This is a genomic window from Pseudomonas sp. PKS (genome assembly GCF_051913525.1).
Lineage (GTDB): Bacteria > Pseudomonadota > Gammaproteobacteria > Pseudomonadales > Pseudomonadaceae > Aquipseudomonas > Aquipseudomonas guariconensis_D.
Genome location: NZ_JBEGDO010000009.1, coordinates 1 through 13,323 on the forward strand (window position 1 = coordinate 1; position 13,323 = coordinate 13,323).

Consider the following 13,323-nt stretch of genomic DNA (forward strand, 5'->3'; position numbering starts at 1 on the left):
AATACCGGCCTGTCACGCCGGGGGTCGCGGGTTCGAGTCCCGTCCGCTGCGCCATATTCCAGCTTCCAGGGCCCACTGAACACCCGGAAGCCACAAAAAAGCGACCTTAGGGTCGCTTTTTTGTTTTTGTCCTTTCTTATCCAGGCTTCGCAAGCGTTGGCGCTCGGCATCGTAATTGGGGCGTCCCCTACGCCCCTTCCGGAATTCAAGCCATCGCGGTTGCCCAGGCCTTTTCTTCCTCGCGTAGCGTCAGCACTTCTACCCCAGTCTCCGTCACCGCCACGGTATGTTCCCACTGGGCCGACAGCGAATGATCGCGGGTAATTACGGTCCAGCCATCGCGCAAGGTGCGTGTGCCACGCCCACCCTGGTTGATCATCGGTTCGATGGTGAAGACCATGCCGGGCTTGAGCTTCATGCCCATGCCCCGATGGCCGAAGTGCAGCACTTCAGGGCCTTCGTGCATCTGCTGGCCGATACCATGGCCGCAGTATTCCCGGACCACGCTGTATCCTGCCGCCTCGGCATGAACCTGGATGGCATGGCCGATATCGCCGAGGGTGGCACCGGGGCGAACCTGGGCGATGCCTTTCCAGAGCGCCGTATAGGTGGTATCCACCAGGCGTCGGGCGTCACCGCTGACCTGGCCGAGACAGTACATTTTCGATGAGTCTGCAATATAGCCGCCCTGTTCCAGGGTGATGTCGACGTTGATGATCGACCCTTCCCTGAGCACCTCATCGGCCTTTGGCATGCCATGGCACACCACATGATCCACGGAGGTGTTCAGCGCGTAGGGAAAGCCATACTGCCCCTTGCTCGCCGGCCGCGCCTTGAGCGTCTGTACGATGAAAGCCTCGGCGCGGTCGTTGATCTGCAGGGTGGTCACGCCAGGGCGAATGAAACTGTCCAGTTCAGCGAACACCTGGGCCAGCAGTTGACCTGCCCGGCGCATGAGGTCGAGTTGGGCCGGGGTCTTGAGGATCACTTGGGACATTGGCAGGGCTAGAATCGCAATGGCAAAGGGTAGCCAGAATAGCCCTACAGACGAGGCATGCGCCACCGCTTGCCACGGAGGGCAAACAGGTGCTTGAAGCGCGAGGCCCGAAGCTGCAAGCTGCCGAGCATGAACCTCGATACCCGCATCAAGTACCGCCATCTGTTGTGTTTTCTGGAGATTGCCCGCCAGGGCAGCCTGGCCAGGGCTGCCGATGTATTGGCGATCAGCCAGCCTGCGATATCCAAGACCCTGCGCGAGCTCGAACAGCTGCTCGAAACCCGCTTGTTCGAGCGCACCCGCCAAGGCGTCGAATTGACCGGCGCTGGCACCTTGTTCATGCGATATGCCGGCCCCAGCGTCCAGGCTCTACGTGAAGGCGTGGGTAGTGTTCGTGGTGAGGCGCGGGCGCCGTCGCAGGTGCGCATCGGTGTGTTGTCGACAGTCGAGAGTTTGCTCATGCCAGAGGTGCTGTGCCGGCTTCACCAGCGGCATTCGGCCTTGGTGATCGAAGTGGTGACTGGCGCCAGTGCGCAACTGCTTGGGCAGTTGCGTCTGGGTGAGCTGGAGCTGGTTGTAGGGCGCATGACCGACAGCCCCCAGATCCAGGGGTTGTCCTTCGAACATTTGTACAGCGAGTCGATGAGTTTGGTGGTACGGCCCGGCCATCCTTTGCTGGCGCGCCGCCCCGTTGAACGCGCGCGGGTTGGCGACTACCCGCTGGTCCTGCCGCCCCAGGGCACGACCATCCGCCAGCACGCTGATAGCCTGTTCGTGCAGTGCGCGATCCAGATGCCAGCCCAGCGCCTGGAGACCTTGTCCTTGGCCTTGAGCCGTCGTTACCTGCTCGGCAGCGATGCGGTCTGGGTGGCGCCGCGTGACGCGGTACTGATCGACCTGGGGCGTGGCGAGTTGGTCGAACTCGACCTCGGTGTGCGCGAGCCTGGTGGTTCGGTGGGCATCTGTCGTAATGCCGCGTTGCCCCAGGGTGTGCCTGGACAATGGGTATGCGAGGTGCTGCGTGAAGTCGCAGGGCAGTACCGGGATGGCCTATATCCGTGAGCGTGCAGGCCTTTGGCCATGCCGGAGGTGCGCGGGCAGCTCGAATCTGACGTACGTAGGGACAATGACACCTTCAATTGATCGGAAATATCCGTGAACTTATCGGACATTCCCTGCTCTCATGCCGGTAGCCATTGGTCACGGCCGCCTGCTAAGCTCGCGGCTTTACCTGATTGCCCTTATGGCGCATGAACAAGGAACTAGCATGAAACAGCATCGTTTGGCGGCTGCGGTTGCCCTGGTTGGCCTGGTCCTGGCGGGCTGCGACGCTCAGACCAGCAGCGTCGAGCTGAAGACTCCGGCACAGAAAGCCTCCTACGGTATCGGCCTGAACATGGGCAAGAGCCTGGCTCAGGAAGGCATGGAAGACCTTGATTCGAAAGCAGTAGCTCTCGGTATCGAGGATGCGGTTGCCAAGAAAGAGCAACGCATCAAGGATGAAGAATTGGTCGAGGCTTTCACCGCGTTGCAGAAGCGCGCCGAAGAACGCCTGGCCAAGGCCAGCGAGGAAGCGGCTAGCGCCGGTAAGAAATTCCTCGAAGAAAACGCCAAGAAGCCTGGCGTGGTCACCACTGCGTCGGGCCTGCAGTATGAAGTGGTCAAGAAAGCCGATGGCCCACAGCCCAAGCCTACCGACGTCGTCACTGTCCACTACGAGGGTAAGCTGATCGACGGCAAGGTCTTCGACAGCTCCGTCGAGCGTGGCAGCCCGATCGACCTGCCTGTCAGCGGTGTGATCCCTGGCTGGGTGGAAGGCCTGCAACTGATGCACGTCGGCGAGAAGTACAAGTTGTACATCCCGGCTGACTTGGCTTACGGCGCCCAGAGCCCGAGCCCGCTGATCCCGGCCAACTCGGTCCTGGTGTTCGACCTGGAACTGATCGGTATCAAGGATCCGGCCAAGGCAGAAGGCGAGGCCGAGGCTCCGGAAGCCGAAGCACCTGCCAAGTAATCGCGCTGTTCACAACGCCCCGTCTCGACGGGGCGTTGTCGTTTCTATGGTTTGACGAAGGCGAACCTCGCCGTGGCTGTACAGTCGTAGCAAGGGTAGGGCAGCCTGAAGCAAAACGTTTGCGGTTTGAAACGACTGTGTAAAAAACGCCCGATCTGAGTGAGACCCTTGCCCTGTGGGCACCCCGCGTCGGAAACTGCACCCTGTTCACAAGGTTATCCACAATAAATGTGGATAACCTTCCCTGCCGATATGGAGGCCTCATGAGCGCACCCTGGAATTTCGCCCGCTTCCTGCCCTTGGCGGAGCGCCTGCTCAGCCGTGGCCGTCTGCCGGCCCTGTTGTTCGCCGTGGCGCGCAAGGGGCCGAAGCTGGGCCAACTGCGTGAGGATGTGCGCCTGCTTCAGGCCTTGTGCCTGGCGTGGTGGCGTGGCGAGTACCGGGCCATCAGCCCCAAGGCGCTGATCACGGTGGTGGCTGGCCTGCTGTACTTCGTAAGCCCGCTGGATGCCATTCCCGATTGGCTGGTGGGCGTTGGTTTTCTCGATGACATCGCCGTGCTCGGTTGGGTGCTCAAGACCGTGGCCGATGAATTGAACCGCTTCAAGGCCTGGCGCGACAGCCAGGCACCCGAGCGGCTGCGGGTGGTGGAGCGGCTGCCGGAGACCCCTGAAAGCCTGCGCCTGGAGCGTCGCGCACCCTGAGGATCGGGCCCGGATTCCCTGCCGCTCTCACATGAGGCTGAGCATATTTCGGTATGAAAAACGCTGATCTACCCGACCTGCACACACGACCGCGCTTGGACATATAATTGGCATAAGGATTATGCCTACGGATTACATGCTGTAATCCTACGTAAAGGGGGTTGTAATGGGTATTCAGGTCATTAGCCGGGACGGTCAACCCGAGTACGCCGTAGTTCCCTGGGAGCAATATCAGGCGTTGCTCAAGGCTGCCGGGCAGGCGCCTGCCAGCGTCGAATCGAAAGCCACTGCCGCCGCCGAGGCGCCGAGCCTGGCGTCATTGAGCGAACTGACACGATTGCGTGAAGCCAAGGGTCTGGCACCGGAACAACTGGCGCGCAGTGTCGGTATCAGCCCGGCCTATCTGGGCATGATCGAGTCCGGCGAGCGCCAGCCAGACGCTGCGATCCTACGCAGCCTGGCCTGGCATCTGGGTATCGCTGGCTGGAGCGAGCCATCATGAGCCAGGTCAGGATCAGCCGACAGCATTGGGAGAGCCTGCTGGGCGAACTCGATGTGGCCCGCCGTCAACGTCACCTGCTCACCTACCGCGCCTTGATCGAACGCCTGCAGCTTCCCAGCCCGGCCATGCAGACCTTGACCGCGGCCCTGGAGTACCTCGCCGTCCTCGATGCCCGTGCCGATCAGCCACTGCGCAGCTCGCTGGTGATCAGCCAGGGCGCCAGCCGCCTGCCGCGTACCGGCTTCTTCGAGTGCGTCGAGCGCCTGGGGCGTTTCTCCGGGCCGGTCGATGGCCTGGAAGCGGCGTCCTGGCATGCCTCCGAGGTGGTGCGGGTGTTCGAGTACAGCTATCCGGAACATGCCTGACGCAGCACGTTCAGGCTGCTGCCTGCTCGGTGATCAACCGCAGCAGGTCAAGCACTCGTCCTATGCCCAGATAACGGCCGTTGTGGGTGATGACAAAGTCCTCATCGAGGCGTTGGCGAACCCGGCTGGTGATCAAGCGGCTGGCTTGGCGTAGTGACTGCAGACGCTCCATGGCCAGAAACTCCACGCTCATCAGCTGCGCAACCGCCTTGGCCGGAGTGGCCGGCAACCCCTGCCGATGGATAAGGCCGCACGGTCTGCCCTCATCATCCAGCACGGCCAGGGAATTGACCCCCGCGCAGGCCTCGAAGGCATCCAGCACCTCTTCTATCTTGCTATCAACCGTCACTGCCCGCTGCTCGATCAGCAACGCCCCTAAATCGTCGGGCCTGGCCCTGGGGTCAGGCGTCTCGCGGTTCGTCTGCAGCAGCGGCAGGAAGCCTTCGCGTGGCGGATACTCCTGTGGGCGGCCGAGCAAATAGCCCTGAACCAGATCCACGCCCATTTCCCCAAGTACCGCCAGTTCTTCGGCCAGCTCGATGCCTTCGGCGATCACCTGGGCCTTTGAGGCACGGGCGATCTGCAGGATGGAACCGACGAATTCGCGCTTGAGCGGGTCCTGGTGGATACCGTCGATGAAATGTCGATCGATCTTCACGTAGTCCGGCCGCAGCTCCGACCACAGGCGCAGGCTGGAATAGCCCGCGCCCAGATCGTCCAGGGCGATGGAAAAGCCCATGTCGCGGTAGTGGTGCAAGGCGTTGGACAACAACTGGAAATCGTCGGTCGGGGTGTGTTCGGTCAGCTCGATGACCACCCGGCTCGGGGGCAGCCCGACCTGCTCCAGTAGCTTAAGGGTGCGGCCGGAGGGGTAGTGGGGTTCGAGCAGCGACTCGGGGGAGACGTTGAGAAACAGCTTGCCCTCCAGTGCCTGGTCGCAGAACCGTCGGCAGGCACTGTCGCGGCAGGCTTCTTCCAGTTCGGTGAGGCGACCGGCCTGGTGGGCGATGGCGAACAGGTTCAGAGGCGCGTGCAACGGGCTGTTGGAGGGGCCGCGACTGAGTGCCTCGTAACCGAGGACGCGGCGTTCGGAAAGGCAGATGATCGGCTGGAACAAGCTGTGGATGCTGCGTTGAGCCAGGATGGCGCTCAATGCGCTGAGCTGTTCGGTGACGGTCATGGACTGCTTCCTGAAAGAAAAAGGGCCGGGCGCTTGCGCGTCCGGCCCTTCTATTTCACGACAGTCGAATGACTATTTGATGACAGGTCACATTATTCTGCCATCACGTTCTCAGTGCTTGGCCACCTGCGAATTGAGGCTCAGGTAGTCAAGCAGGATGCGCCCTGTCTCGGACAGGTAGGCATCGTCTTCCGGCTTGGTGTCCTCGTCCTCGGTGGGCAAGGCGTCCTCGTCTTCCTTCTTGAGCTCCTTGAGTGGCTCTTCGCCCTTGGCCTTGCGACGGATGTTCTCCAGTGCCAGTTGCTTGGCTTCGATCTCGTCGTGGCGGGCGCGGCGCTCCTGCTCGTTGAGGCTGACAGTCTTTTCGTTCATCAGCTTCTGGGTCAGGGCCAGGCGATCGCGGATATAGGCAAATTCCGGATCCTTGGCGCTACGCGCATCGTGACGGGCCTTGAGCTCGGTCAGGAACGGCTTGAACGGGTCCATGGCCGGGCGCACGACAGGGCGGATGGTGTCCCATGGCATGGCTTCGGGCAGGGCGCTTTCGCCGATTTCCTTGGTGTCGATGATCGATGGGTAGTCGATATCCGGCAGCACGCCCTGGTGCTGGGTGCTCTGTCCGGAAACCCGGTAGAACTTGGCCAGGGTCAGTTTCAGCTCGCCGTGATTGAGCGGCTGGATGGTCTGCACGGTGCCTTTGCCGAAGGTCTGGCCGCCGATGATCAGGGCACGATGGTAGTCCTGCATGGCACCGGCGAAGATCTCCGAGGCCGAGGCCGAGAGGCGGTTGACCAGCAGGGCCAGCGGGCCTTTGTAGAAGGCACCGGGGTTTTCATCCTCGAGCACGTCGACACGGCCGTCGCTGTTGCGCACCAGCACCGTCGGGCCTTTCTCGATGAACAGGCTGGTCAGTTCGGTGGCTTCCTGCAGGGAGCCGCCGCCGTTGTTGCGAAGGTCGATGACCACACCGTCGACTTTTTCTTTCTGCAGCTCGGTGAGCAGCTTCTTCACGTCGCGGGTAGTGCTCTTGTAGTCCGGATCGCCTGCGCGATAGGCCTTGAAGTCCAGGTAGAAGGCTGGAATCTCGATGATGCCCAGCTTGTACTCGCGCCCATCCTGCTTGAGCTTGAGCACCGACTTCTTGGCGGCCTGCTCCTCGAGCTTCACCGCCTCGCGGGTGATCGACACGATCTTGCTGGTTTGGTCGTTGGGCGCGTTGCTGGCCGGGATGATCTCCAGGCGCACCACCGAGCCTTTCGGGCCGCGGATCAGCTTGACCACTTCGTCCAGGCGCCAGCCGACCACGTCGACCATTTCCTTGTTGCCCTGGGCCACGCCGATGATCTTGTCGGCCGGTGCCACCTGCTTGGTCTTGGCCGCCGGGCCTGCCGGCACCAGGCGCACGATCTTGACCTGGTCGTTGTCACTTTGCAGCACAGCGCCGATACCTTCGAGCGACAGGCTCATGTTGATATCGAAGTTTTCCGCGTTATCCGGCGACAGGTAGTTGGTGTGCGGATCGTACGACTGGGCGAAGGTATTGATGTAGGCCTGGAAGATATCCTCGGCACGGGTCTGGTCCAGGCGCGACAGTTGGTTCTTGTAACGCTTGGTCAGGGTTTCCTGGATCTGCTTGGGATCTTTGCCTGCGATCTTCTGGCGCAAGACTTCATCTTTGACGCGCTTGCGCCACAGGTCGTCGAGTTCGGCCTCATTCTTCATCCACGGGGCATCCTTGCGGTCGACCAGCAAGGTTTCGCGGGTGGTGAAGTCCATTTTGTCGACGCCCTTGTCCAGCTCCGCAAGCGCGAAGTCCAGGCGCGATTTCACGCGGTCCAGGTAGCGCTTGTAGATGGTGAAGCCAGGCTCCAGGTTGCCGCTTTTGAGGAAGTCATCGAACTGGGTCTTCCACTTGTCGAACTGGGCGATGTCGGCGGCGGTGAAGTAGCTACGCGAGGGATCGAGCAGCTTGATGTAACTGTCGTAGATGATGATCGAACGGGCGTCGTCCAGCGGCGGCTTGCTGTAGTGGTGGCGCTTGAGCAGTTCCACTACGTTGAGACTGGCGACAATCTCGTCGCGGTCAGGCTGCAGGCTGTCCCACTTGTTGGCGGCCGATGCATTGCCGCCGAGCGTGAGACTGCCGAGGCCGATCATGAGGGCGAGGGCGGTGCTGGGCAGGAAATGCTTCATGCTGATTCGACGTAAAGGCAATTGATCACGCATAGTAGGCCGTCTTTTCCGTTCGCCGGCTCCAGGAGAGCCGGACGCATACTGCAAAAAGCCCGGGACATGGCGATCCCGGGCTCAGTCATGACTCAACTATGGAGGCACTGTGAAGGCATTGCAAGGCGTTGACGGACATGTGGCCTGGGTAGAAGCCGAGCGCCCGGCCTGTGATGCGGGTCAGGTCCGAATCCGTGTGGCTGCAGCGGGACTCAACCGTGCCGATCTGCTCCAGCGCGCAGGCTTGTACCCGCCGCCCCCTGGTGCCAGCCCGTACCTGGGCCTGGAGTGCGCGGGGGTGATCGCGGAGGTCGGCCCGGGCGCGGATTGGCGTGTTGGCGACCGGGTTTGCGCATTGCTCGCAGGTGGCGGCATGGCCGAGGAGGTGGTGGTCGATGCCCGTCATGTCCTGCCGGTCCCCGAAGGCCTGAGCCTGCACGAGGCGGCAGCGATCCCTGAGGTGTATGCCACGGCCTGGCTGAACCTGTTCCAGCTGGCGGGCCTGCAGGCCGGTGAAAAGGTCTTGGTACATGCTGGGGCCAGTGGAGTGGGGTCGGCGGCGATCCAGCTGTGCAAGGCGTTTGGCAACCCCGTGTGGGTCAGTGTCGGCTCGCAGGATCGTCTGGCCTACTGCCAGGCGCTGGGTGCGACCGGTGGCGTGGTGCGCAACGAGAATCTGGAGGCGCTGGAAGGCTTCGGCCCGTTCGATGCGATCCTCGATCCGGTGGGGGCCAGCTACGGGCCGCTCAACCTAAAGCTGCTGGCCCGAGACGGGCGTTGGGTGATCATCGGTCTTATGGGCGGGCGCAAGGCCGAGCTGGACTTGGCGCAACTGCTGGCCAAACGGGTGCAGGTCACAGGTTCCACACTGCGCAACCGTGACGATACCTTCAAGGCTGAACTGCTGCGCGACCTGGGCCAACAGGTGTGGCCGCTGTTCAGCGAGGGACGGCTTTCACCGCAACTGGTGGACACCTACCCGGTGGCCTTTGCCGAGGCGGCGTTTGCGGAGCTGTCGAGCAACCAAGTGTCGGGCAAGCTGGTGCTGGTGATCGACCCTGGCTTGGTGTAAGCCGGGCAGGCCTATTCGCGGGTAAACCCGCTCCCACGGGGCTGGTGGGAGCGGGTTTACCCGCGAAAGGCCGGAACAGGCGCTGTGAGTATCAGCTCCAGCTCAGGATCGGCCACCCATTGATCTGCGCATGCTCACGCAAGACCGGATCCGGGTTGACCACATGCGGGTAGTCGACTTTCAGCAGCAGCGGCAGGTCATTGCGCGAGTCCGAATAGAAGCTGGCGCCTTCGAGGTTCTCCTGCTCTTGGTCCAGCCACTCCAGCAGGCGGGTGATCTTGCCTTCACGATAGGTCAGCACACCATGGGTCTTGCCGGTGTACACGCCATTCACCGCTTCCAGCTCGATGGCCAGGTATTCGTCGACGCCCAGACGCGCCGCGATCGGTCCCACCAGATGGGTTCCCGAGGCGGAGATGATCAGGATGCGGTCGCCACGCTTGCGATGTTCGGCAATGCAGCGGCAGGCGTCGCCAAAGATGATCGGTTCGATCACGTCCTCGACCCAGGGCTCGATCAGGTGTTCGACCTCCTCGAGGGTACGTCCTGCTATCGGCTCCAGGCTGAAGGCCATGTACTCCTCCATCTGCAGGTGGCCCTTGCCATACGCTTGCATCAATTCCTGGTCGCGGCGCAGGAATTCCTTGCCGTCGACCCAGCCCAACTGGGCCATCTGCTTGCTCCACAGCGAGGCGCAGTCACCGTGGATGAGGGTTTCGTCCAGATCGAATATTGCCAATGCCATTGTGTTGTTCTCCTTAGGCCACTTCTCGTAGCGCCGTGGGGTCGATCGACAGGGACACCCGCTGGCCATCGGCATGCAGGTCGGCCGATGAACGATTGAGCACGTCCACCACCAGTTCCACGCCACGCACCTGCACCCGGTAGCGGATGACGTTACCCAGCAGGCTGTGGCTGCGTACCTGGCCTTCGAGCTCGCCGTCCAGGTGCAGGCTGATGGCTTCCGGGCGGATCGCCAGGCGGGCGGCCACCGGGCGTTGCAACAGGCGGCTGGCGGCGTCCGGGTCGAGCAGGTTGTAGTTGCCGATGAAACCTGCGGCGAACAGGTCCACGGGCGCTGTATAGAGGGTTTCGGCATCCCCGCTTTGGACGATGCGTCCCTGGTTCATCAGGAAGATGCGATCGGACATCGTCAGCGCTTCTTCCTGGTCGTGGGTGACGAAAATCGTGGTCAGCCCCAGCTCGCGCTGGATCGCACGGATCTGCTCGCGCAGGTGCTTGCGGATACGCGCATCCAGGGCCGACAGTGGTTCGTCGAGCAACAGCAGACGAGGGCGGGTCACCAGCGATCGGGCCAGGGCCACGCGCTGGCATTGGCCGCCGGAGAGCTGGTGCGGATAGCGCCCGGCAAAACTGCCTAGCTCCACCAGCTCCAGGGCCTCGCGAACCCGGGCCTGGCTCTCGTCGGCCTTGGTCTTCTGCATGCGCAGGCCAAAGGCGACGTTCTGCTCCACGGTCATGTTGGGGAACAGCGCGTAGCTCTGGAAGACCATGCCGATGCCGCGCTTCTGCGGGCTGACAGGCACCAGGTCCTGGCCATCGAGCAGGATCCGGCCGCTGTCCACTGGGGTGAGGCCGGCGATGCAACGCAGCAGGGTCGACTTGCCGCAGCCGGAGGGGCCGAGCAGGGTGACGAACTCGCCGCGTTCGATCTGACAGTCGATGTCGTGGAACACCGGGCTGCCGGCATAGCTTTTGTGCAGTTTCTGTACGCTGACGAAGCTCATGTCAGGATTTGTCCTTGTTCAGGCGATTGGCGACCCAGGTCAGCACCAGCACGAAGGCGAAGTAGGAGATTACCAGTGCACTGTTGAAATGGCCGCTGCTGTTGCGCATGTTGTTCAGGTACACCTGCAAGGTCTCGTAGCGTGTACCCACCAGCAGGTTGGCGAAGACGAACTCGCCGAACAGGAAGGAAAACGACAGCAGCAGTGCCACCATCAGGCCCTTGCGCAGGTTCGGCAGCACTACCAGGAGCGCAGCCTGCCAAGTGCTGGCACCGAGCAGTTGGGCGGCGTCCATCAGGTCGCGCAAGTTGATCGCCTGCAGGTTGTTGGTGATCGCCCGGTACATGAAGGGCAGGGCGATGGTGAAGTAGCAGCCGATCAGGATCCAAGGCGTACCGACCATGGCCATCGGGCCACTGCCATACAACTGCAGCAGGCCCACCGAGGACACCACCGGTGGCACGGCGAACGGCAGGAGGATGAGGATGTTCATCAGCGCGTCCAGCCGGGGAAAGTGGTAATGCACCACGAACAGCAAAGGCAGGATCAGCACCACCGACAGCACCAGCGCCCCCACGCACACCAGCAGCGACTGGCCGAAGGCCGCGAGAAAGCGTGGCTCGCTCCACAACGCCAGGTACCACTTGAAGGTGAGGCCGCTGGGCAGCAGGCTCGCCGACCAACTGGTGGCCAGGGAGTAGAGCAGGGTGCCGGCCAGCGGCAACAGCAGGATGATGAACAGCAGGTACACCACAACCCGGTGATAGAGGCTGGTGCGAGGTTCAGCGCGCATGGTAGCTCCTCTTGAGCAGCCATTGATGGACCACGGTGACCAGTGTCATCAGCCCCACCAGCACCATGGCCAGGGCGCTGGCCAGGTTCGGGTCCAGGGTGATGTCGCCGGCCACCAGGGCCGCGATGCGGATCGGCAGTACGTTGAAGTTGCCGGTGGTCAGGGCGTAGACGGTGGCGTAGGCGCCCAGAGCGTTGGCCAGCAGGATCACGAACGTCCCCAGCAGCGCCGGAGCCAGCACCGGCAAGCCGATGTGCCGCCAGAACTGCCAATGGCTCGCGCCCAGCAGTGCTGCCGACTCGCGCCAATCTTCACGCAGGGCGTCGAAGGCCGGGTAGAGCAGCAGTACGCCCAGGGGAATCTGGAAGTAGGTGTACACCAGGATCAGACCGCTCTTGGAATAGATGCTGAAATCCTCGAGCAGGCCCACCTGCTTGAGCAGCAGGGTCAGGGCGCCGTTGAAGCCCAGCAGGATGATGAAGGCGAAGGCCAGCGGCACGCCGGCGAAGTTGCTGGTCATGTTGGCGAAGGCGCTGACGAAATCACGCAGGCGTGAATCCACCTGGCGCAGGGAGTAGGCACCGAGGGTCGCGATGACGATGCCGAACAGGCTCGACCAGAAGCTGATCTCCAGACTGCGTTGTAGCGCCTGCAGGTAGAACTTCGAGGCGAAGACCTTACTGAAGTTGGCCAGTCCCCAGCCGCTTTCACTCTGCAGGCTGTTGATGGCCACCCAGGCCAAGGGCGCGATCTGGAAAACGATGAAGAACACGGCAAACGGGAGCAGGCAGAGCAAGGCCAGGTAGCGGCCACGTTGGCTGGCATTCACTTGAGCAGCTCCCGGCAGACTGGCTTGTCATGGGGGGCGCCGAGCAGCTCGCAGATCGTGCCGCACAATTCGGTCTGCAGGGGCGTGGCCGCGGGGTCCAGGCTGAAAGCGTCACCGAACACGAACAAGGGCACCTCGCGCTCCTCGGCCAGCAAGCCATTGTGCGAGCGGTCGTTGTTCATGCCGTGGTCGGCGGTCACCAGCACCTGGTAGCCCTCCTGCAGCCACAGCGGCAGGTAGTCGGCCAGCAGGATGTCGGCGCTGCGAGCGGCATTGCGGTACTGGCTGCTGTCCAGACCATGGCGGTGCCCGGCGTCATCGATGTTCATCGGATGCACCAACAGGAAGTTCGGCGCATGGCGCCGACGCAGGTACTCGGCATCGGCCAGCAGGTGCGAGTCGGGGTAGTGGTCGGCGTAGTAGAACAGGCCGTGCTGGATCGGCAGCTTCGGCGCATGGGTGTGACGGTCGCGCAGCGGGTCGAAGGGCGAGCGGTTGTACAGCTCGCTGAACCAGTGATACGCCGCCGCCGCGGTCCCCAGGCCCGCTTCGCGGGCATAGTGGAAGACACTGCGCTGGGTGGACAGACGATTGATGTTGTTGTGCACGATGCCGCTGTCGATAGGCGGGACACCGGTGAGAATGCATTCGTACAGCGGGCGTGACAGCGATGGCAGCTCGCACTCTACGCGGTACAGGGCGGCACGGTCGGCCTCGACATAGGCATGCAGATGACCCATGGCATGGTGGGCCACCTGATGGTTGAGGCCGTCGAGCAGGACCAGGATGACGTTGTGTTGCATGGTGGCTCCCAGTGGAGCTGCAAGCTGCAAGCTACAAGCGGCAAGAAGAAGCAGGCATGTCGATCACCGGCTTTGACTTGAAGCTTGCAG

At 62.5% G+C, this 13,323-nt stretch carries 13 protein-coding genes and 1 pseudogene; 6 read left to right on the plus strand and 8 right to left on the minus strand.

The window, feature by feature from the left end:
- Nucleotides 1-205: 205 nt before the first annotated feature.
- A complete protein-coding gene (map, locus tag ABOA88_RS11570; protein WP_196169560.1) occupies nucleotides 206-997 on the minus strand; it encodes a type I methionyl aminopeptidase in 792 nt (263 codons plus the stop codon).
- Between the two features lie 129 nt (nucleotides 998-1,126).
- On the opposite strand from map, the gene pcaQ reads away from it, so the two are divergent.
- The 5 genes from pcaQ (at nucleotide 1,127) to ABOA88_RS11595 (ending at nucleotide 4,582) form a co-directional block, all read left to right on the plus strand.
- Nucleotides 1,127-2,059: a pca operon transcription factor PcaQ gene (gene pcaQ / locus ABOA88_RS11575; protein WP_196169559.1), complete on the plus strand. Its 933-nt coding sequence runs from the start codon at nucleotides 1,127-1,129 to the stop codon at nucleotides 2,057-2,059.
- A gap of 205 nt (nucleotides 2,060-2,264) precedes the next feature.
- Nucleotides 2,265-3,011, plus strand: a complete 747-nt coding sequence (locus tag ABOA88_RS11580) for an FKBP-type peptidyl-prolyl cis-trans isomerase (protein ID WP_070573011.1) — start codon at nucleotides 2,265-2,267, stop codon at nucleotides 3,009-3,011.
- Nucleotides 3,012-3,274: 263 nt separating this feature from the next.
- Nucleotides 3,275-3,715: a YkvA family protein gene (locus ABOA88_RS11585; protein ID WP_196169557.1), complete on the plus strand. Its 441-nt coding sequence runs from the start codon at nucleotides 3,275-3,277 to the stop codon at nucleotides 3,713-3,715.
- Nucleotides 3,716-3,881: 166 nt separating this feature from the next.
- The gene (locus ABOA88_RS11590) at nucleotides 3,882-4,217 is read left to right on the plus strand and encodes a helix-turn-helix domain-containing protein (protein WP_196169556.1); all 336 of its coding nucleotides are present in this window, start codon (nucleotides 3,882-3,884) and stop codon (nucleotides 4,215-4,217) included.
- On the plus strand, nucleotides 4,214-4,582 hold the full coding sequence (locus ABOA88_RS11595) for a hypothetical protein (protein ID WP_043206664.1): 369 nt from the start codon (nucleotides 4,214-4,216) through the stop codon (nucleotides 4,580-4,582). The genes ABOA88_RS11590 and ABOA88_RS11595 overlap by 4 nt, the downstream gene beginning before the upstream one ends.
- Nucleotides 4,583-4,607: 25 nt before the next feature.
- Here the strand turns inward: ABOA88_RS11595 and ABOA88_RS11600 are convergent.
- Together ABOA88_RS11600 and ABOA88_RS11605 are read right to left on the minus strand one after the other, a co-directional pair.
- Nucleotides 4,608-5,762 (minus strand): annotated as a pseudogene (locus tag ABOA88_RS11600) (EAL domain-containing protein); the annotation flags it as partial.
- Nucleotides 5,763-5,873: 111 nt separating this feature from the next.
- The gene (locus ABOA88_RS11605; protein WP_168166377.1) at nucleotides 5,874-7,955 is read right to left on the minus strand and encodes a carboxy terminal-processing peptidase; all 2,082 of its coding nucleotides are present in this window, start codon (nucleotides 7,953-7,955) and stop codon (nucleotides 5,874-5,876) included.
- A 142-nt stretch (nucleotides 7,956-8,097) separates the two neighbouring features.
- Between ABOA88_RS11605 and ABOA88_RS11610 the strand changes: the two genes are divergently transcribed.
- Complete coding sequence (locus tag ABOA88_RS11610; RefSeq protein WP_196169554.1) at nucleotides 8,098-9,060, plus strand: NAD(P)H-quinone oxidoreductase; 963 nt, start codon at nucleotides 8,098-8,100, stop codon at nucleotides 9,058-9,060.
- A 91-nt stretch (nucleotides 9,061-9,151) separates the two neighbouring features.
- Here the strand turns inward: ABOA88_RS11610 and ABOA88_RS11615 are convergent, their stop codons facing one another.
- From ABOA88_RS11615 to ABOA88_RS11635, 5 genes are read right to left on the minus strand one after another with little or no spacing between them, the layout of a single operon-like run.
- Entirely contained in the window at nucleotides 9,152-9,805 is a 654-nt protein-coding gene (locus ABOA88_RS11615) for an HAD family hydrolase (RefSeq protein WP_196169553.1), read from the minus strand.
- A 13-nt stretch (nucleotides 9,806-9,818) separates the two neighbouring features.
- On the minus strand, nucleotides 9,819-10,808 hold the full coding sequence (locus ABOA88_RS11620; protein WP_070573021.1) for an ABC transporter ATP-binding protein: 990 nt from the start codon (nucleotides 10,806-10,808) through the stop codon (nucleotides 9,819-9,821).
- Nucleotide 10,809: 1 nt separating this feature from the next.
- Entirely contained in the window at nucleotides 10,810-11,601 is a 792-nt protein-coding gene (locus tag ABOA88_RS11625) for an ABC transporter permease (RefSeq protein WP_196169552.1), read from the minus strand.
- A complete protein-coding gene (locus ABOA88_RS11630; protein ID WP_043206657.1) occupies nucleotides 11,591-12,430 on the minus strand; it encodes an ABC transporter permease in 840 nt (279 codons plus the stop codon). Before ABOA88_RS11630 ends, ABOA88_RS11625 begins: the two co-directional genes overlap by 11 nt.
- Nucleotides 12,427-13,233 (minus strand): alkaline phosphatase family protein, encoded by an 807-nt coding sequence (locus ABOA88_RS11635; RefSeq protein WP_196169551.1) that lies wholly within the window; start codon nucleotides 13,231-13,233, stop codon nucleotides 12,427-12,429. The genes ABOA88_RS11630 and ABOA88_RS11635 overlap by 4 nt, the downstream gene beginning before the upstream one ends.
- Between the last annotated feature and the right edge of the window lie 90 nt (nucleotides 13,234-13,323).

Excerpts from the sequence above, each read along its gene's own strand:
- map (WP_196169560.1), bottom strand. The coding sequence starts at position 997 with ATGTCCCAAGTGATCCTCAAGACCCCGGCCCAACTCGACCTCATGCGC.
- pcaQ (WP_196169559.1), top strand. The coding sequence starts at position 1,127 with ATGAACCTCGATACCCGCATCAAGTACCGCCATCTGTTGTGTTTTCTG.
- ABOA88_RS11580 (WP_070573011.1), top strand. The coding sequence starts at position 2,265 with ATGAAACAGCATCGTTTGGCGGCTGCGGTTGCCCTGGTTGGCCTGGTC.
- ABOA88_RS11585 (WP_196169557.1), top strand. The coding sequence starts at position 3,275 with ATGAGCGCACCCTGGAATTTCGCCCGCTTCCTGCCCTTGGCGGAGCGC.
- ABOA88_RS11590 (WP_196169556.1), top strand. The coding sequence starts at position 3,882 with ATGGGTATTCAGGTCATTAGCCGGGACGGTCAACCCGAGTACGCCGTA.
- ABOA88_RS11595 (WP_043206664.1), top strand. The coding sequence starts at position 4,214 with ATGAGCCAGGTCAGGATCAGCCGACAGCATTGGGAGAGCCTGCTGGGC.
- ABOA88_RS11605 (WP_168166377.1), bottom strand. The coding sequence starts at position 7,955 with ATGAAGCATTTCCTGCCCAGCACCGCCCTCGCCCTCATGATCGGCCTC.
- ABOA88_RS11615 (WP_196169553.1), bottom strand. The coding sequence starts at position 9,805 with ATGGCATTGGCAATATTCGATCTGGACGAAACCCTCATCCACGGTGAC.
- ABOA88_RS11620 (WP_070573021.1), bottom strand. The coding sequence starts at position 10,808 with ATGAGCTTCGTCAGCGTACAGAAACTGCACAAAAGCTATGCCGGCAGC.
- ABOA88_RS11625 (WP_196169552.1), bottom strand. The coding sequence starts at position 11,601 with ATGCGCGCTGAACCTCGCACCAGCCTCTATCACCGGGTTGTGGTGTAC.
- ABOA88_RS11635 (WP_196169551.1), bottom strand. The coding sequence starts at position 13,233 with ATGCAACACAACGTCATCCTGGTCCTGCTCGACGGCCTCAACCATCAG.